Raw genomic sequence first — 17,678 nt, 5'->3', positions numbered from 1 at the left:
ACCCTTTCAGCTCCGGTCCCTTCAAGCCCTGAGCACCCTACCCGTGCCACCAGCACGTCCACGCAACAGGCATAGTAGGGGGCGGGTCTGACAGTCGAGTCACCAGAGGCAACCGAGGGCGGGGGACGGATCTTCACAGGTCCCCCACGGCTCCGCAACGGGGAGAGAGCGGACACAGATGGCATCACGGCGGGACGAACTCAACGCCTACACCTTCGCGAAGCGCCGCACGCTCGCATCATTCCTTCGGCCTTCGCCCTCCGGCTCGGAGGAAGGCGCTCCCAAACCGCTGAGCGCGCTGGTGCCCGGCCTCGTCGTCGGTGCCGTGGTCCTCGCGGTGTTCGGCGGGATCGGCATGTTCAGTCCGACGGCGCCCAAGGGCTGGGACGACCCGGAAAAGCACGTCATCGTCGCGAGCGAGTCGACCACACGCTACGTCGTACTGAAGACGGGCAACCAGAAGCAGCTGCACCCGGTCCTCAACATGGCCTCGGCCAAGCTGCTCCTGAGCCCCGACAACGACAGCGTCATCACCGTCGACGAGAAGGTCCTCGACAGCGGCAAGCCCCCGCACGGCGTGACCATCGGCATCCCGTACGCCCCCGACCGCCTGCCCTCCCCGGACGAGGCCTCGGCAGCCAAGCGCTGGGCGGTCTGCGAACGTCCCGGAGACGGCGGCCGGGCCATCCAGAAGGCGGCGTTCGTACTCGCGAAGAAGGAATGGTCCACCACGGAGGGGCCCAACAGGCTCACCCGTGGAGATCTGATGTACGTCGTCGCCCCGGACGGCAGGACGCAGTACGTCGTCGACGCGCGGGGCACGGCGTACCAGATCGCCGATCCCGGTGACAAGGAACTACTCAAGGCCCTCGACACCCAGGGCCGCCCCCCGCAGCGCGTCTCCCAGGAGTGGCTCGACACCCTGCACAAGGGCGACTCGGTCTCCATCCCGAGGATCCAGGGCACGCCCGGTGCGAAGGCCGGCGCCGGGATCGTTCCGGTGCAGTACGACAAGGTCGGCGAGGTCATCAAGGCGTACGACGGCCAGACCCTGCAGTACTACGTCGTGCTTCAGGGAAAGGTGGCCCGCGTCTCCGAGTTCACGGCCACGCTCCTGCTCAACAGCCCCCAGCTCCTCAAGGTGGGCCAGGCGGGCGAGGCCCAGCAGGTCAGCCCCGGCGCGGTCGCCGACAGCACCACGTTCCGCATGAGCGAGAACTGGCCGACGTACAAGCCGAACACGGTGAACGACGGCTCCAGCGCCACCAGTGGCCGCAACACGGTCTGCAACGTCCTGCGCTCGGTCGGCGCCAAGGGCAGCACCACCCTGTCGACCTGGGTGGGCAAGGACTTCCCCGACCAGCTGCCCACCGGCTCCTCCAGCGGGTACGTCACCCCCGGCTCCGGCCAGCTCTACCGTCAGTTCCAGGGCACGGAGACCACGGTCGGCGGAGTCTTCCTGGTCACCGACACCGGCCTGCGCTACGCCCTCCAGTCCAACAGCGACAACGACTCCAAGAACGAGGGCGTCGGCACCTCCGCCAAGAAGCGCAAGGAGGAGCTGCAGGAGGCGAAGATCGCCCAGACCCATCTCGGCTACGCGCAGGTGACGCCCACCCCCATCCCCATGCAGTGGTCCACGTTCCTGCCGACGGGGCCGCGTCTGTCGGAGGCGGCGGCCCGGCAGCCGCAGGGCTCGTAGCGGCGGGGCGGAGGAGAACGGAATCATGCTGAAGGCGAAGGCAAGGACGCCGGGGACCAGGACATCGGCCACCGCGGCGAGAGCGGCGGCCCTGGCCGCCTCGGTGACCCTCACCGCGACGACGACGGTGATCGCCCTCCCCGCCTCCCCGGCCCTGGCGGACGACGGCCAGTGCACCTTCCCGTCCAAGCCGTACACGGGCCGGCCGTGGGCACTGCAACGCGTCAACCTCGACGAGCTGTGGGCGCAGTCGACGGGCAAGAACGTCCAGGTCGCCGTGATCGACACCGGAGTCGACGTCAAGAACCGGCAACTCACCAAGGCCGTGGACGCGGCCAAGGGCGAGAACCTGCTGCCCGCGAAGAACGCCAAGGGCGAGAAGATCGACCGCGGCAACAAGTCGGGCACCACGGACACGGTCGGTCACGGCACGCGCGTGGCCGGCATCATCGCGGCCCGCCCGATGAAGGGAACGGGCTTCGTCGGCCTGGCCCCGGACGCGACGATCATCCCGATCAAGCAGAACGACGCCGAAGGCGACGGCACGGCAGACACCCTGGCCCAGGCCATCCACGACGCGGTCCGCGCCGGCGCGGACGTCATCAACATCTCCCAGGACACGGCCAAGGCGCTCGACCCGAAGGACTCGAAGCTGGAGGACGCCGTCGACTTCGCCCTGAAGCAGAAGGTCGTGGTGGTGGCCTCGGCCGGCAACGACGGCCTCGGCGGCAACGTCAAGCTGACCTACCCGGCGTCGTACAAGGGCGTCCTGGCCGTGGCCGCATCCGACCGCAACAACGAACGGGCGCCCTTCTCACAGTCGCAGGACACGGTGGGCGTCGCGGCACCCGGCGTAGACATGATCTCCACGGTCCCGGGCGGCGGCCACTGCTCGGACAACGGCACGAGCTTCTCGGCCCCCTATGTGGCGGGGGTGGCCGCCCTGTTGAAGTCCAAGTACCCCAACTGGTCGGCCCAGGAGGTCGTCGCCCAGATCGAGCAGACCGCGGAACGCTCGATCCCGGGGCATGACCAGCTGGTCGGCTGGGGCGTGGTGGACCCCGTGAAGGCACTGACGGACGTCGACCCGGAACACCCCGTCCAGTCCCCCCAGCCCGAGGGCGGCGTGTCCAGGGCCGAGGCCCCGTCCGTCACGCCCCTGCACTTCGGCGAGACGGCGGAGGAACGGAACTCCCGTATCGCGACCTACGTGGTCGTCGGTCTCCTGGTCCTGGTGGCGGGCCTGAGCGGTACGGCGGTGGCGGTTCGGGACGCACGGCGCAGGCGCGCACGGATGCCCCGGGCCGGTCGCTGAACACCCTGGACAAGCAGAAGGCACTGAGCCTGACCGGGTCCGCCGTGCAGCCGGCCATGGCCTGCGTCGCGGCGGACCGGGCGCGCTCCTGGCACGCGGGCACGAACCCGCCGGCGCACGCGTCCTCTTCCTCGCCCTGGCCCGCATCGGCATCCCCACGGCGACCGGGGCCTCCGCGTCCTTGACGACGTGCCGTGGGGCAGCGGCGGGATGACCAGCGGGCTACGGCGGGCCGCGGGCGCCCGGACGGCAACACGCCCACGACGGACGGCTCCGGCACCCCGCTCTCCTTCGACGACTGCAAGTCGCCGCCGGGGGACAAGCTCGACCCGTACTGAGGCGGCCGAGCCGCACAGACCGGCGCGACCGTCACCCGGCCCCCACGGATGCGGCATGGTGCGGCGACTGACGCGGCGACGGATGCCGCGAGGGAGGTCCGCCCGGACCTGGTCAGTTCGGGGCCGGAGAGGCCTTGTCGTCGGCCCTGATGTCGAAGTTGACCTGGCCGTCCTTGACGGAGGTGACGGTGACGGTCACGCCCAGCGTGCTGCCGTCGTCCGCGGTCAGTTTGCAGCGGGTGCTGGTGCCGGCCTTCCCCGTGAGGTCCTCGGGGCAGGTGATGTGCGGCTTCGGCCGGCCCGTCTGCGCGGCGAGCCGCTCGGAAACCGTGGTGGCCAGCTTGTCGGCGGACACCTTCGGCTCGGACTTGCTCACGCTCACCGAGCCCGAGCAGCCGACGAGCAGCGAGCCGGCGGCCACGGCCGAGAGAATCGAAACGGCTGTGGTCATCCGGGCTTTGGACATGGTGACACTCCACAGGGGCTGGCGATGAAAAGAAGACCCGGAGAGCATACTTGGCGAGCACCTGTGCCCATGCGCAAGCCATAACCAGTCATTTGCAACCACCAGATGATGCTCCATAAGTTCTTCACTTTCTCCGCGAGCGGTCCCAGGTGCATAAAAGGCCTGCATATCCCGTGCACGAGGTGCAGCGCCTCACCCGCTGGTGTGAATTCGAAGTCGGCAGGGTGACGCAACAGCCCTGAGTTTCCCGGAAGTTGACGCACGCTGCGGCCCTGGTGTCGCCGGTGGCGCTCGGCGAAAGGCGCCTGGCGGGGCAGATGAGCTCGGCATTCGCATGATGATGTTGGTGCTAGCGTTTGTGGGGCGCCGCCAACGGCCGTATGAGTTGGCGGGGTTGAAAGAAAGGGGACGGGGATCTCGTGTCGGCTGATCTTGGAGTGGGGCCGGGAGTCCTCAAGAAAGGCGCTTCGGACATTCTGGAATGCCTCACGCCGGTCCAGAAGGTGGACCTCAAGGACCCGGCCGAGCAAGGTACTTCGCTGGGAGACGATTCGGCCGCTGCCTCGCTGGTCACATTCTGTGCCACATGGCAGCTGGGAGCACAGTTCCTCGCGGATTCCACCGCAACCCTGGCGGGCGGGCTGAACAAGGCCAACAACGACTACGCGGAGACGGACGAGGCGATCCGTGACGCGGCGAATTCGGTCAAGACGGATTTGAGTTAGGGACGGGGAATCCGCAGCCATGGCAGACGAGTTGGGGTCGACGAGCGACCCCAAGGACCTCATCCCGGGGGACCCCGGAAAGCTGACCGGTCTCGCCACCACCCTCACCGGCTGGTCCAAGAAGTTCGAGAAGATCGGCGACGGCCTGCGCGACCTGAGGATCCAGGGCTGGACCGGCCAGGCCAGTGACGTCTTCTGGCCCACCCTGGCCAAGGAGAAGACCAACTGGTACCTGGCGGCCGACGCCATGTCGGGCGCGGCCCAGCAGATCACCTCGTACTCCTCGACGCTGGACTGGGCCCAGAAGCAGGCCCACACGGCGATCGAGCAGTGGAAGTCCGGACACCACGACACGGCGGAGACGACGCTGAGGGCCGCGCAGAAACAGCTCAGGCCCGAGGCCGAGAAACTGACGAGGAAACTGGATGATCTGGCGGGGGGTGCCGCGCACAGCCCGGGCTGGCTTACGAAGGCCAGGCAGCAGGTCGACGACTGGAAGTGGCTCGAGGACCGCGGGGTCGGTAAGACGAGTCAGAACCGGTGGAAGTGGGAGACGCGGAAATGGCTGGGGGGCGAGTCCAGCCGGTGGCACCAGGAGAAGGAGTGGGGCAAGGACGCCGACGGTAACTGGTTCGTCCGAAGCAAGCCATCGGCCGAGCCGGGGGACCCAGCCGCGCCCGGCGGGAAGACCAACCTGACCGTCAAACTCGCCGAGTGGACGGGAGACGCCAACGTCTGGTCGGACGGCGTCAGCAAGGAAGGGTCCGTGGGAGGTGTGAAGCTGAAGGGCGCAGCCGGTGTGTCCGTGCTCGGAGTGGACGGAGCCGCCGGTGCGAGCATCACCAACGGACGGCTGCAGGCCGGCGTCTCAGGTAGTGCCTACCTGGCGCAGGCCTCCGCGAACGGCAGTGCGGAATGGGGCATTGCCGCTGCCCAGGCCGATGGGAAGGCCTATGTGGGCGCCGAGGCCTCCGCGAACGTCGGCGTCGGCAAGGACGGCCTGCATGCCGGCGCGGAGGCGTTCGCCGGAGCCAAGGCCACCGGGTCGGTCTCCGCCGACGTCGGCGGAGTCGGTGCCGGTGTCACCGGTGAGGCGTGGGCGGGCGTCGGCGCTTCCGCCAACGCGGACCTGGGCATGAAGGACGGCAAGTTCACCATCGGCGGCGAACTGGGAGTCGGTCTGGGCGTCGGCGGCAAGGTCTCGTTCGACGTCACCGTCGATCCCCACAAGATGGTCGACTCGGTCGGTGACGCGGCCGACTGGGTGGGCGACACCTGGGACGACACGGTCGGCAGTTGGCTTTAGGCTCAACTGAAGCTCATCAAGAAAGTGGATTTCACCATGGCGACCACGCTGCCGGTCAAGATCTCGTTCTCGCTGCCGGACGGCTGGCAGGCGGCACCGCCGGACGAGGTGGGAGCCCCGGGCGTTGCCTTCGTCGCACTCCATCCCGCCTCCATCGACGGATTCACGGCGAACATCACGATCGCCGGGCGGATGCGCAGTGACAGTGCCACGATGTGGCAGATCGCCGAAGAGTCGGTGCGGCGTCTGGAACAGGCCGGGACCGTGGAGGTCGTCAAGAAGGCCGAGGTGGGAACTCCGGACATCCCCGGCCTGACGGATTCTCCCGGCGTGGTCCAGAACCTCCGCCTCCACACCACCCTCCGGGGAGAGCCGCTGGAACTGCTCCAGAGCCAGTTCTACCTCGGCATGGAGGATGTCAGGAATCCGGCGGAGCGTGCGGTGCTTGAATTCGTGCTGACCGCGAAGCCGACACAACTCGACGCGGTCATCGAGGACTTCCAGGCCTTCCTGCGGACAGTACGGCCGGCTGAGGCAGACGCACTCTGATTACTCAGGCTGCAGTCCAAGCCTGTGCCGGAATCCGGTCCAGGACGTCACACAGGTAGTTCAGCTTTTCGTCGACGTTCTGCGGAGACAGCGTGCCCCTGTACCAGGTGAACAGTTCGCTGTCCCGTAGCTGGAGCGGTGACTTCTTCGCTCGGGGATCCTCGAGGAGGAAGGGCACCAGGGTGCTGGTCAGGGTGTTCCGGACAAAGTCCTCGTGCGTGGTGACAAGGCGGAAGTTCTGATCGAATTCCGGTACGCCGAGTTGTGTCCTGGTCCTCCGGTCCAGAACGGAGTCCAGCTTGCTCGGGAGAAGTACCTCCATGGGGGGCGCCGAGCCGGGAGTCGTGACGACGAAGACCGTCTCGACGATGGGCTGCTTGCGTTCCACCGCATCAGCGCCCGACATCGGGTTGACGTATCGGTACTCGAAGTACGTGAAGGAACGACCTCGGAACTCGCCCGTGGTGTAGTGCCACGCGCTCAGATTGCTCCCGCGTCCAGGCATGGGCCCGGCACCGCAATACTGATCGATCCGGCCACGCGCACGTTCCTCGTATGTCCACCCACGTTCCGGAGCCATGCGGGCAAGTTGCGCATAATCCTCTCTGATTTGTGTGCTCTTCTTGCGTCCGCGTGCAGATACCGTGAACACGAGGGCGAACATGCCCGCGATGAAAGCGACGATCAGCACCTTCGCCAGAATCCCAGCCCATTGCTCCATGTCCCAGATTATGGCGGACGCGGACGGTGGCGTGAACGAAGCCTTCCGCTTGCTGGGCCGAGTGACTCCGGTGTGGAAGTTCCATGAAGATCGCAAACGGTAAGATGCGGGCTGTGTCGACCATGGCCACGATGGGGCCGTGCCGCCCGGCGTAGCGCGTCCGGGAGTTGGCGGAACCGCTCGCTCCGGCGCGACAAACCGGGCAAAGCTCGGCACCGGGGCCAGCATCGTAACTGAGTTAACACACAGGCCGGTTGGACCCGTTGTGCAGGGTGACTACAGTGGTAAACGCGTTGTGAGGCGCGGCTCGCTTTGCGATCGTACGGTGAGCCGATGGTCGGTCTCGATCCGATCGGGCCGATGGTGCACGGGGAAACGGGGAGGAACATGAGCGGGGGCGGGTCAGCGGCGAACCTCGAGGTCAGCAAGGACGCCCTGACGCAGTTCGTCAACACGGTGGACGGCGTTCTGGCAGATCTGGAGAAGTCGCCGGGCAACCCGGCGCGAGTCGGGGACCAGACGATCCGGCAGACGTCGCTCAGGAGCGGATCTGCACCCTTCCATGAGGCCGACGCCCTGTACGGGACGTTCAACGAGGTCCACCAGGCGCTGACGAACCTTTCCAGAAACCTGCATCTGCAGATCGAGGCGATCGGCATCGCGGTCCAGGGGGCGAAGGGCACCTTCACCGAGCTCGAGGAAGAGCAGCGTCGCAGGTTCTACGAGATCCAGGCGGAGATCAACCGGCTCAATCCGAAGGGCGACAAGAACACCGGCGACGGCAAGAAGGGAGAGATCTGAGCATGACCGACAAGCACAAGGCGGACATGGATCGGGTCTCCGCGGAGAACGGCCTCACCGACCTGGCCCGGGGCCTCGGGGACCAGCCCAGCACCGGTGGTCTCTTTCTCAATCCCGTCGACCTCCTTCGCTCTGCGGTCAAGGCCACACCGTACGGGCAGGCCATGGCCAAGCACACGGACTTCGACGCCCCGGGGACCTATCCACTCAACGCGATGATCGACCTGGTCGAGCAGGCGAACCCGGAGGACCTGGAGTCCTCTGGACGGGCCCTCTGGGACGCGCGCGATGCCATCAAGGCGGCAGCTGAAACACTCAAGGGAAAGTTCGACACGGTCCCTTGGGTCGGCAAGGCGGGCGACGACTTCCGCACATGGGGCGACGGTCTCGTCAAGCATGCGCACGGACTGGCCGACTTCGCGGGCGGAGCCGGTGACTCGATCACCGCGGCCGCCGAGGGGCTGGCGTCTGTCCGCAACGCCATGCGGCTTCCTCGTGACACGAGAGCGCATGCGAAGCGGCCCGAGGATTTCACGGCGGCCGAAAAGACGGCGGACAAAGAGGGGTACGCCACTGCCGTAACGGTGGAGAAGCACCGTCAAGAGGCGGTCAACCAGATGAACCGGTTGGCGTCGTATTACGCGGTGTCGAACCAGTCGCTGCGCGACTTGCACGGCAGCGCGCCCCGCTTCGACGACCTCCCGAACGTCGGCGTGCCCGCACCCGCCAAATATGACGTTTCCGGTCCGCAGGGCTCCGCATCACACGGTTACCAAGGCACAGGCTCGGCAGCGGTCGGGGGGCATCATGTGACGGTGGAGCCGGTGCGTCATGTGGGTGCGAGTGGCACTGGCGACACACCGGCACCTGCAAACGACACGCCGGCACCCTCGCGAGACACCACGGACCGAGTCAGGCACCCGGACGTCCCGGTGGGTACGCACATCGACACCACCGGCACGCTGCCGCCTCCCACGACCACCGCTCCCGGGCCCAGTCACACCCCCCCGGTCACCGGCACGCCGCCCACAGGCGGCGGTCAGCCCAACGTGTTCGACGGCGGCGGGTTCAGGCTCCCCATGCCCCCTGCCACATCGGGCCGGGGCTTGAATGGCGCCGGCGGTTTCCGTACACCGCCGTCTGCACAGGGGCGCGCAGGTACATCCGGTTTGCCCAACCAGGGCTCGGGCCGCGCCATCGGGCGAGGACCCATGGACCAGATGGGCCGGGCCACGTCGACTGGCCAGTCCGCTGTCAAGGGCACCGGTTCCGGACCGAGGTCCTCCTCGCCGATGGGCCGGGGTATCACGGGCGGCACACCCCGACCCACAGGCGCGGCGACACCGCGTACGAGCGACGGACCGGCCACGGGGGCCGCCCGGTCCAACGGAGTCGTCGGGGGACGGCCGTCCACCACGAACCCGTCGGCGAAGAACGCGTCGAGGATTCCTCGCGGCACGGTCGTCGGCGGAGAGGAAGAGGCCAACACGCGGGCCACGACGGGCCGACCGGGCCAGCGCGGTGTCTTCGGTACGCCCGAATCCTCGGCGCGGCCGGGTTCGGGCGCCACGGGGTCCCGTACCGGTGCCCGGTCGACCGAGGCTGTCACGGGCAGGCCCACCGCGCGCAACTCCGAGGCAGGGGCCGAACGCAACGGCATGACCCGTGGTGGTGCCGGCCTCACGCGTGGCGCCGGCCAGAGGGGAAAGCCCGGCGACGAGCGGAAGGCGGAGGGAGCTCCGCGACCCGACTACCTGGTCGAGGACGAAGAGACACACCTGCCGAACAAGGCCCGGCGCGATGTGCCGCCGGTCACCAACTGAACGCAAGCGAGGACAGTCAACGCCATGAAGTCAGGGACCAGCCGACGAGCCGAGCAGGCTGTGGCCCGCAGGGCGCGCTGCGGAAGACGTGTGCGTGCGGTGGGCGCGGCCGTTGGCGCCCTGACTGCTGTGACCGTCGGTCTGGCACCAGGTGCCGCTGCGTCCGACGAACAGTCCAAGCAGTGGTACTTGGGCCCCATGCAAGCCGAACAGATGTGGAAGGTGAGCACGGGGAAGGGTGTCAAGATCGCGCTCATCGACTCTGGAGTGAACGCGAATACGCCGTCGCTCAAGGGACAGGTCTTGACCGATGAGGTCCCCAAGGCGGTGGCTTATCACGCGACGGACGACTACGCGGGCCACGGCACGAGCATGGCCGAGTTGATCGCAGGTACTGGGGCAGGTGGAGGGCTGAAGGGACTGGCGCCAGGCGCGAAGATTGTTCCGTACCGTGTCAAGGTCGAGGGCATCAAAGGAGCGAAGGAAGAGGCCAGGACTCCGGACGCGTACCAGGCACTGAGGGCCGCCGCCGATACTGACGCAAAGATCATCAGTATTTCGCTCGGTGGGATGGGTGGCGCCGAGGACGAGGCTGCGGTCAAATACGCGCTCTCGAAAGGCAAGCTGCTGGTGGCGGCCGTGGGTAACCAGGGGAAGAACGGCTATACCGATTATCCCGCGGCGTACCCATACGTCCTCGGTGTCGCCTCTGTCGGCAAGTCCCTCACGGTATCGAGCTTTGCCTCGAGTGGAGGTTATGCCGACCTGGCAGCCCCCGGTGAGGGATACCCAGGCTATTGCGACGGCGGCACCGTCCGTTATTGCGACAACCGTCAAGGCACGAGCCCAGCCACCGCCCTCACCTCAGCCGCCGCCGCCCTGATCTGGTCCGCGCACCCCGACTGGACGGTGTATCAGGTCGAGCGAGCCCTTCTCGACACCGCTGGACGCACCTGGCCGAAGGACAAGCCGAGCAAGTACCTCGGCTATGGAATCATCCGTCCTCGCCTGGTCCTGAAGGACAAGAATTACGACCCCGGCCCCGCCGATGTCGATCCGCTCCAGAAGCAGGACCGCAGCAAGGGGTGGGAAAGCGTGGCCCCTGTAGCCCCCAAAGTCTCTTCTTCTCCCTCTGCATCAGCCTCGTCACAAGCCCAGGACAAGAGTTCCACCGGGGCGACCTCGGCGGCAGGATCGAACGTGGAGTCGTCGAGTGGCGGCGGCAACACCACGTGGGTGGTACTGGGCGCCGTCGGCGCAGTCGTCGTGGTCGGCGGTGGCGCCCTGGCCATCGCGCGGGCGCGACGCGCCAGGTGAGTTCCTCGGAATCAACAGCCGTAGCAGCCCGGTGCCGTTCGGACAGGGCAGGCACTGCGTGCTCGCCGCTGGACACGAAAAGCACAGCGGTGAGCTGAAACCTTCAGATCAACAACGGACACACGAAAGGCAGGGCCGATCATGGCCGGCGGAAAGCAGAAGCTTCAAGATGATGCAGTAGTCAAGCTGCAGCAGCAGATGGTCGAGAAGTACGAGAACATCCAGAAGCGTGCGCACACGCTTCAGGGCGTCATCGACAGCCTCGAAGGCCAGTGGCAGGGAATCGGCCGTGCTGCGTTCGACAGGAAGCAGATCGAGATCAACGAGTCGCTGCGCGCCATTGGCGGCATCCTCGGTGACGTCGTCGAGTCCATGACCAAGACGCGCAACATCAAGGACAGCAAGGAAGACGAGGTCCGCGCGGCCGTCAACAAGATCGACGTCCACGACGGTGCTTCCTCGACCCCGCCGTCCGCGCTGAGCTCCTACTGAGCCGAGCAGCACTCGGAAACGTCTGCCGGGCGACCCGGCGCACTCATCAGCTACACACCAGCGAGACGAGGTAAAGAGGCATGGCCAACAACGCTGAGGGGCTGTCAGTCACTTATGACGGGCTCGACACCGCGGCGACGAGCATCGGCAACCAAGCGAGCCAGCTCGAGGACGACCTGCGTGACCTGCGCGGTCTGGTGGTGAACAGCCTGCAGTACTGGGAGGGCGAGGCCCAGGGCAGCTTCCACGAGAAGCTGCAGCGCTGGGACAAGGAAGCCGCCCACATCCACCAGGCGCTGCAGGGTATCGGCCACGTCGTCGCCCAGTCCGGCGGTACGTACATGGAAGGCGACAAGAAGGCGGCTTCCTACTTCCACTAGGACACGGCTCGCAGAAGCAACTCCAGGGTGGGCGCGCGCGGGAGGCGCCCACCCTGCTGTTGTGCCGAGCCATGGATCCGAGCCAGAGGAACAAGCGAGAGTGAACACGCGCGCGTCAGGCAGCGGCACCGGTACCCGAGGTGGCCGGCAGATCGGGCCCTAGACAGTCGTGACCCGACTGGACAGCGGTATCCCGGCACACACGCCCGTCCCCGAGCAGCGCTTCATCGCCCGCAGTGCCGACGGCGACCGCACCGTACTGCTCAGCAGCCCGCTGCCGGAGGTCGACCCGCAGCGGTTCATGGCCGAAGCCGACACCTCCCGCTACCTTCTGGGACCCTGGGTCCTCCCCGCCGTCGAGCTCGCCGCCCCCGGCGAGCAGCCGTGGCATGCGCGTCCCTATCTGCCCGCGCTGCCGCTGCCCATCGCCCTCGCCGTGCACGGGGGACCGCTGCCCGAGCGGACCGTCCGGGCGCTCGGCGTCGCGCTGGCCGAGAACCTCGCCGTCATGCACGGGCAGAACCTGACCCACGCCGGACTCTGCCCGTCCGCCGTGCTGATCGCCGCGGACGGTCCCCGGCTCACCTGCTTCGGAGCGGTACGGGCTGCAGCGTCGGACGGTGCCGCACGCCGCGGGGCGCCCGGGCTCGATCCGGGCAGCCTGCCGCCGGAACAGGCCGCGGGTGGACAGCCGCGCCCGCTGGGTGACGTGTACGCCCTCGGTGCGACGCTGGCTTATGCCGCCACGGGATACGCGATGCCGGAACGGGAGGAACTGCCGCTCGCGCTGCGCTCGGTCATCACCAGGTGCCTCTCCCGCGACCCGGCTCATCGACTGCAACTCTCCGAAGCCATAGATGAGTTGGCGGGCAGCGCCCCACCGGAGGGCCCGACGGGATTCACTCCGCCCTCGCGTGCGGAGGCGTTGCTGGGCCCCGGCTGGCTGCCCGCCCCGCTCATCGCGGCCATCGTCCACCAGTCGGCTTCCGTCCTGGCCGCGGAGGTGCGGTTGCCGGAGCCGCCACAGGCACCGGAGCAAGCGCCCTGGCCGCCCGGCGGAGCGCCGTCCCCTGCCCCGGCATCCCACCGCAGTCACTGACGACAAGAATCTCCATGCCGACTCCTCTCACCCACGACGATCCCGTCGCACTCGGCCCGTACCGGCTCATCGCCCGGCTCGGCAGCGGAGGCATGGGCACGGTCTATGCGGCGCGGTCCGCCGGTGGACGTACCGTCGCCCTGAAGACCATGCATGCCGCGATCGCCACCGATCCGGCGGCCCGCACCCGCTTCCGGCTCGAGGTGGACGCGGCCAGGGTCATCGGCGACCGGTTCGGGGCGCGGGTGATGGACGCGGACCCGTTGGCGGAGACGCCTGGCTGGCCACGGAGTATGTGCTGGGGCCCCCGCTCGACGAGGCCGTCGAACCCGGGGGACCGCTGCCCGAACAGTCCGTACGTGCCTTGGGCGCGGCCCTGTGCTCGGCGCTCGGCCAACTGCACCGGTCGGACGTCGTGCACCGTGACCTCAAGCCGTCCAACATCCTCCTCACGGTCTACGGACCCAAGGTCATCGACTTCGGCATCGCGCGGGCGATCGGTGACGATCACCTGACCCGGGCCGGTGCGGCCGTCGGCACACCGGCCTTCATGTCCCCGGAACAGGCCACCGGGCAGGAGCACGACGCGGCCGGCGACGTGTTCGCCCTCGCCGGCGTGCTGGTCTACGCGGCCACCGGGCGCGGCCCGTTCGGGAACGGACAGGCGGCGGACCTGCTGTACCGGGTGCGGTACGCGGAGGCGGACCTCGGCGGGGTACCGGCCGCGCTGGTACCGGTGCTGTCCCAGTGCCTGGTCAAGGATCCGGGGGGGACGGCCGACCGCGGAGCAGTTGGCCGCTCAACTCCACGACGGCCAGGGAAACTTCGCCGATCACCTGCCCCCCGAGCTGATCGCGGAGATCGGACGGCGAGCCGCCGACGTCTGGCGGCTGGTGCCACGGCGGTTGCCCGCGCCGGCGGTCGGTCCGGAGGCCGCGGTGGGCACCACGGCGGCCGACCGTCGCCCGTCGCGCCGCGGGTTCCTCGCCCTCGGCGGCGCTCTCGCCGTCGGAGCGGCGGCGGGCGGAGGCGCGTGGTGGTGGTCGCAGGAGCGGGCCGCAGCGCGGGGCGGCGGTGGCACGACCGCGAAGGGCGGCGCCCGTGAGTCGAGGAACATCGATCCACTGTGGACGTACACGTTCGACAGCGCACTCACGGATGAGCTGGGCGCGGCCGTCCCCTGGGCGATCGGCGGGATGATCGTCGTTCCCACGGGCGGTGGAACCCAGGGCTTCAGTTCGGCGAGCGGAGCCCGCAAGTGGGGCGACTCCGAAGGGAGCGGTTGGCAGATGCTCGTGGCGGGTGGCCGGCTCTACCGGTTGTCGACCGGGGAGGAAACCGACGGCGGGATCGGGTCCGCCGTCACGCTCCAGACCGTCGATCCGAAGAACGGGAAAAAAATCAAGACCCTGGTCCGGTTCGCGGGCACCAATGACGAGCTCAGGACACATCAGCTCCTCTGCCTCACGGACCGCGTCGCGTACGTCGTCGTAGGCAAGGGGAAGTACGACGGGGGCGGCGGCTTCTCGGCCGGGGAGACCTCCGTCCTGGGTGCCGCCGACATCGAGACCGGCAAGCTCCTGTGGTCGAAACAGCTGCCCGTTCGGTTCGAGTTGAGCACGAGCCTGCACTTCCTCGCCGCGAGGGTCGTCGGCAGCCGCCTGGTGACACTCCAGCAGGTGAAGGACGGGACGGTTCACGTAGTGGTGCGGGACGTCTCGACCGGAGCCGTTGGGTGGGAGCGGCCGTACGACATCGACGACCCGGACATCCTGCGGGGAGGGATCGCCGCGGACAGCGATCACCTGTATCTCGGCGGCAGCCGGCTCTGGGCGCTGCGGCTGAGCGACGGGGCCGTGGCGTGGAAGACCTCGACAGAGCACGCGTACGGTCCGCCGGTGCTCAAGGCGGGCATCCTGTATGCCGTGGGCGACGGCGCCGGTCTGACGGCGCTGGACGCGCGCAGCGGGAAGGCGCTCTGGACCGAGCGCGGCGGGGAGGTGGGGGAGGCGTCCACCGCCTGGCCGCCCGTCCTCGGCACCCGCTACGCGTACTACAAGAACGGATCCCTGCTGCGCGCGATCAGCCTGTCGGACCACACGACTTCGCTGACGTACCAGACGAGCGGCAAACAGTTCTACGCCGACGCGGACTCGAAGCTGGTCCTCGGTGTGGACAGCCAGAATCTGCTCGCGTACCCCCTCCAGTGATGTGACCGCGAAGCGGCGGAACACCGGCCATGCGGAACGGCGCATGACGACGGCCTGGCCGCTCGACCGCTCCCACCGACTTCCCCCGGGCAGGAAGACCCACCATGAAACCCCTCGGTACCGGCGACCCACTCCGCCTCGGTCCCTATCGTGTACTCGGCGTTCTCGGCGAAGGAGGCATGGGCAAGGTCTACGTCGGCCAGGACGGTGCCGGCTGCCTGGCCGCCGTCAAGGTGCTCAGGCCCGAGCTCGCCCACGACACCAACCTGGCCCAGCGGTTCGTGCGCGAGGCGCAGGCCGCGCAGGCGGTGCGGAGCAACGGCATCGCCAATGTGCTCGGCGCGTGGACCGAGGGCGGACGGCCCTGGATCGCCACCGAGTTCCTCGCGGGACTCACCCTGGACCAGGCCGTCGACAGCCACGGACCTCTCGACGAGCCGGCGCTGCGTGCCCTTGCCACCGCGCTCGCCCGGACCCTCGCCGACATCCATGCCGCCGGTTTCATCCACCGTGACCTCAAGCCGCCCAACATCGTGCTCACCTCGGCCGGACCGCGCATCATCGACTTCGGTATCGCCCGGCCCGAACACGGGCTGACCCTGACCACGACCGGGCAGGTGCCCGTCACCCCGGGCTACGGTGCCCCCGAGCAGGTGCTCGGCCGGAGGGTGACGCCGGCGGCGGACGTGTTCTCCCTCGGCGCGGTTCTGGCCTACGCGGCAAGCGGCAGACGTGCCTATGGGGGCTCGCATGTGGCGGCCGTGCAGTACGAAGTGGTGCACGGCGAACCACGGCTCGACGGCATCGCGCCGCAACTGCAGGCCCTGATCCTGCCCTGTCTGGCCAAGGACCCGGCCGCGCGTCCCGCACCGCCGCAGATCGCCGACGCCATGGCGGTGCCCAAGGGGGCCGATCGGGTGTGGCGGCGCGGACCGGTCGCCGATGCCATCAAAGAACGGGAGGCAGTGGCACGCCGACTGCCCATACCGGTCACGACCGAGACGGGTCCGTCCGTCACCCGCAGGCGCCTGCTCACCGGACTTGCCGCCGGAGGCGTGGTCCTGGCGGGCGGAGGTGGCACGGCCGCATGGTGGTTCGGAATACGGGGTGGATCGGCGGGGACCAGGAACGATCCCTTCGACATCCCTCCGGCAGTGCCCGCTCGTGTGCAAAAGCTGGACCCGCACGGCATCGAGGACCCGGTCAACCATGACGTCCAGCCGACGCCTCTCTGGGAAGTGCACGGTCAGGCGGACGCCTACTCGCAGACGCTGCTGCCGATCGGGGACGTCATCGTCTTCGGTGTCGCGACCGGCGGCATCGCGGGGTTCGACATCACCAGCGGCGAGCGCCGTTGGAGGGCGCCTCACCTCAGAACGAAGAGCGGCTATCTGTCCCTCTCCGACCGGTTGGTCATCGGCGTCGACGACAAGGGCGCCCTACGGACCTTCGTGCCGTCCACAGGCGAACCCAAGTGGACGTGTCCGGCAGCGGAGGCGGCGGCGCTGCTCGCGGCCGACGACGACGCGGTGTACCTGGTGACGAAGGACCACAGGCTGCGCAGCGTGAACCGCTCCGACGCCCGGATCCGCTGGACGACTGCCGTCCCCACGAAATTCCGCGGGAATCTGCTCGCCCCTGCCGTTGCCGCCCGGGGCAGGCTGGTCATATCGGCCGCGGACGGCACCGTGCTCGTCGTGCACACCAGCGATGGCAGCACGGCATGGACCCGCCTCGACCAGGACGAGGACCTCACGGTCAGCCCGGCCGTCTATGACGACACGGTGTACATCAACGGCAAGTCCATGGACGCTCGCCGGCTCAGCGACGGAACGAGGGTCTGGAACACCAAGCTCGACGACTGGGAGACCGACGGATACAAGTGGGGCCCTGCCGCGGTCTACGCGGACGGGGTCTACATGAACGCGGGTACCAGCACCAGGCGCCTGGACAAGTACGACGGGAAGGTGCTGTGGGAGGCGTCGCAGAACGCGACTTGGGGAAGTCCAGTGATCCGGCAGGGCCACGGTGTCTGGACGTTCGGCAGGGCCGAAAACGGTTATGGGCCCCAGCTGTTGATCAGCGCGGTGCGTGCCTCGGACGGAAAGGAATCACGGAGCTACATGGTCCCCGATCCCGACTACGCCCGCCTGGCCGCCGCCGGAAACCGCGTCTTCGTCATGTACGACAGCTCGGTCATCGCCCTTTCGACGTTCTGAGACCTGCGCGGGTCACCCCATCGGTGAACTCGGTGGTCCACCAGGTTCGCCATGTAGGCCTCAGTTTTTCGCTCTGCTGCCACTCCTCGGAGCGCGCGGGTGGTTGAGCTGCATGTGTGCCGCCCCATCCGGAACGGCAAGATGCCGCGGACCTACACGGCCCGCGGCATCCAGGTCGGGCCAAGACCGGGCCCGGGAACGGCTGCGAGAGTGGA

16 protein-coding genes and 1 pseudogene are annotated in these 17,678 nt (G+C 68.3%); 15 read left to right on the top strand and 2 right to left on the bottom strand.

From position 1 onward, the window contains the following. The first annotated feature begins 178 nt into the window (after window positions 1–178). The 3 genes from eccB to ACWC94_RS14810 all read left to right on the top strand — a co-directional run bounded on the left by eccB (window position 179) and on the right by ACWC94_RS14810 (window position 3,355). A complete protein-coding gene (eccB, locus tag ACWC94_RS14820) occupies window positions 179–1,702 on the top strand; it encodes a type VII secretion protein EccB (RefSeq protein WP_450796929.1) in 1,524 nt (507 codons plus the stop codon). A 25-nt stretch (window positions 1,703–1,727) separates the two neighbouring features. After that, window positions 1,728–3,017 (top strand): type VII secretion-associated serine protease mycosin, encoded by a 1,290-nt coding sequence (mycP, locus tag ACWC94_RS14815; protein WP_450796928.1) that lies wholly within the window; start codon window positions 1,728–1,730, stop codon window positions 3,015–3,017. A gap of 194 nt (window positions 3,018–3,211) precedes the next feature. Beyond that, on the top strand, window positions 3,212–3,355 hold the full coding sequence (locus ACWC94_RS14810; protein ID WP_450796927.1) for a hypothetical protein: 144 nt from the start codon (window positions 3,212–3,214) through the stop codon (window positions 3,353–3,355). A gap of 112 nt (window positions 3,356–3,467) precedes the next feature. On the opposite strand, the gene ACWC94_RS14805 is transcribed toward ACWC94_RS14810, so the two are convergent. Beyond that, complete coding sequence (locus ACWC94_RS14805; RefSeq protein WP_450796926.1) at window positions 3,468–3,821, bottom strand: DUF4333 domain-containing protein; 354 nt, start codon at window positions 3,819–3,821, stop codon at window positions 3,468–3,470. A 419-nt stretch (window positions 3,822–4,240) separates the two neighbouring features. On the opposite strand from ACWC94_RS14805, the gene ACWC94_RS14800 reads away from it, so the two are divergent. Genes ACWC94_RS14800 through ACWC94_RS14790 form a run of 3 tightly spaced genes read left to right on the top strand, consistent with a single transcriptional unit; the run spans window position 4,241 to window position 6,401 of the window. After that, window positions 4,241–4,546 carry a hypothetical protein gene (locus tag ACWC94_RS14800; protein WP_450796925.1) on the top strand — a complete coding sequence of 102 codons (306 nt, stop codon included), beginning with the start codon at window positions 4,241–4,243 and terminating at the stop codon, window positions 4,544–4,546. A 19-nt stretch (window positions 4,547–4,565) separates the two neighbouring features. Continuing rightward, on the top strand, window positions 4,566–5,852 hold the full coding sequence (locus ACWC94_RS14795; protein WP_450796924.1) for a putative T7SS-secreted protein: 1,287 nt from the start codon (window positions 4,566–4,568) through the stop codon (window positions 5,850–5,852). Window positions 5,853–5,888: 36 nt separating this feature from the next. Next, on the top strand, window positions 5,889–6,401 hold the full coding sequence (locus tag ACWC94_RS14790) for a hypothetical protein (protein ID WP_450796923.1): 513 nt from the start codon (window positions 5,889–5,891) through the stop codon (window positions 6,399–6,401). A 4-nt stretch (window positions 6,402–6,405) separates the two neighbouring features. Here ACWC94_RS14790 and ACWC94_RS14785 read toward each other — a convergent pair whose 3' ends face one another. Then, complete coding sequence (locus ACWC94_RS14785) at window positions 6,406–7,122, bottom strand: hypothetical protein (protein ID WP_450796922.1); 717 nt, start codon at window positions 7,120–7,122, stop codon at window positions 6,406–6,408. Window positions 7,123–7,455: 333 nt separating this feature from the next. Between ACWC94_RS14785 and ACWC94_RS14780 the strand changes: the two genes are divergently transcribed. The 9 genes and pseudogenes from ACWC94_RS14780 (at window position 7,456) to ACWC94_RS14740 (ending at window position 17,463) form a co-directional block, all read left to right on the top strand. Then, complete coding sequence (locus ACWC94_RS14780) at window positions 7,456–7,923, top strand: hypothetical protein (protein WP_450796921.1); 468 nt, start codon at window positions 7,456–7,458, stop codon at window positions 7,921–7,923. Between the two features lie 215 nt (window positions 7,924–8,138). Beyond that, on the top strand, window positions 8,139–9,746 hold the full coding sequence (locus tag ACWC94_RS14775; protein WP_450796920.1) for a hypothetical protein: 1,608 nt from the start codon (window positions 8,139–8,141) through the stop codon (window positions 9,744–9,746). Window positions 9,747–9,836: 90 nt separating this feature from the next. Continuing rightward, a complete protein-coding gene (locus ACWC94_RS14770) occupies window positions 9,837–11,063 on the top strand; it encodes a S8 family serine peptidase (RefSeq protein ID WP_450796919.1) in 1,227 nt (408 codons plus the stop codon). A gap of 141 nt (window positions 11,064–11,204) precedes the next feature. Further along, a complete protein-coding gene (locus tag ACWC94_RS14765) occupies window positions 11,205–11,555 on the top strand; it encodes a WXG100 family type VII secretion target (RefSeq protein WP_450796918.1) in 351 nt (116 codons plus the stop codon). Between the two features lie 80 nt (window positions 11,556–11,635). Then, a complete protein-coding gene (locus ACWC94_RS14760) occupies window positions 11,636–11,935 on the top strand; it encodes a WXG100 family type VII secretion target (RefSeq protein ID WP_450796917.1) in 300 nt (99 codons plus the stop codon). Window positions 11,936–12,104: 169 nt separating this feature from the next. Continuing rightward, complete coding sequence (locus ACWC94_RS14755; RefSeq protein ID WP_450796916.1) at window positions 12,105–13,034, top strand: serine/threonine protein kinase; 930 nt, start codon at window positions 12,105–12,107, stop codon at window positions 13,032–13,034. A 295-nt stretch (window positions 13,035–13,329) separates the two neighbouring features. Next, a pseudogene (locus ACWC94_RS14750) lies at window positions 13,330–13,740 on the top strand (serine/threonine-protein kinase); the annotation flags it as partial. 85 nt (window positions 13,741–13,825) lie between these two features. Next, the gene (locus ACWC94_RS14745; RefSeq protein ID WP_450796915.1) at window positions 13,826–15,244 is read left to right on the top strand and encodes an outer membrane protein assembly factor BamB family protein; all 1,419 of its coding nucleotides are present in this window, start codon (window positions 13,826–13,828) and stop codon (window positions 15,242–15,244) included. 104 nt (window positions 15,245–15,348) lie between these two features. Continuing rightward, window positions 15,349–17,463 (top strand): protein kinase domain-containing protein, encoded by a 2,115-nt coding sequence (locus ACWC94_RS14740; RefSeq protein WP_450796914.1) that lies wholly within the window; start codon window positions 15,349–15,351, stop codon window positions 17,461–17,463. The last annotated feature ends 215 nt before the right edge of the window (window positions 17,464–17,678 follow it).

The sequence above is a fragment of the Streptomyces sp. NPDC001135 genome (genome assembly GCF_053598395.1).
The sequence above is the reverse complement of the archived record's forward strand: the minus strand, read 5'-3'. Positions and strand labels throughout refer to the sequence as shown.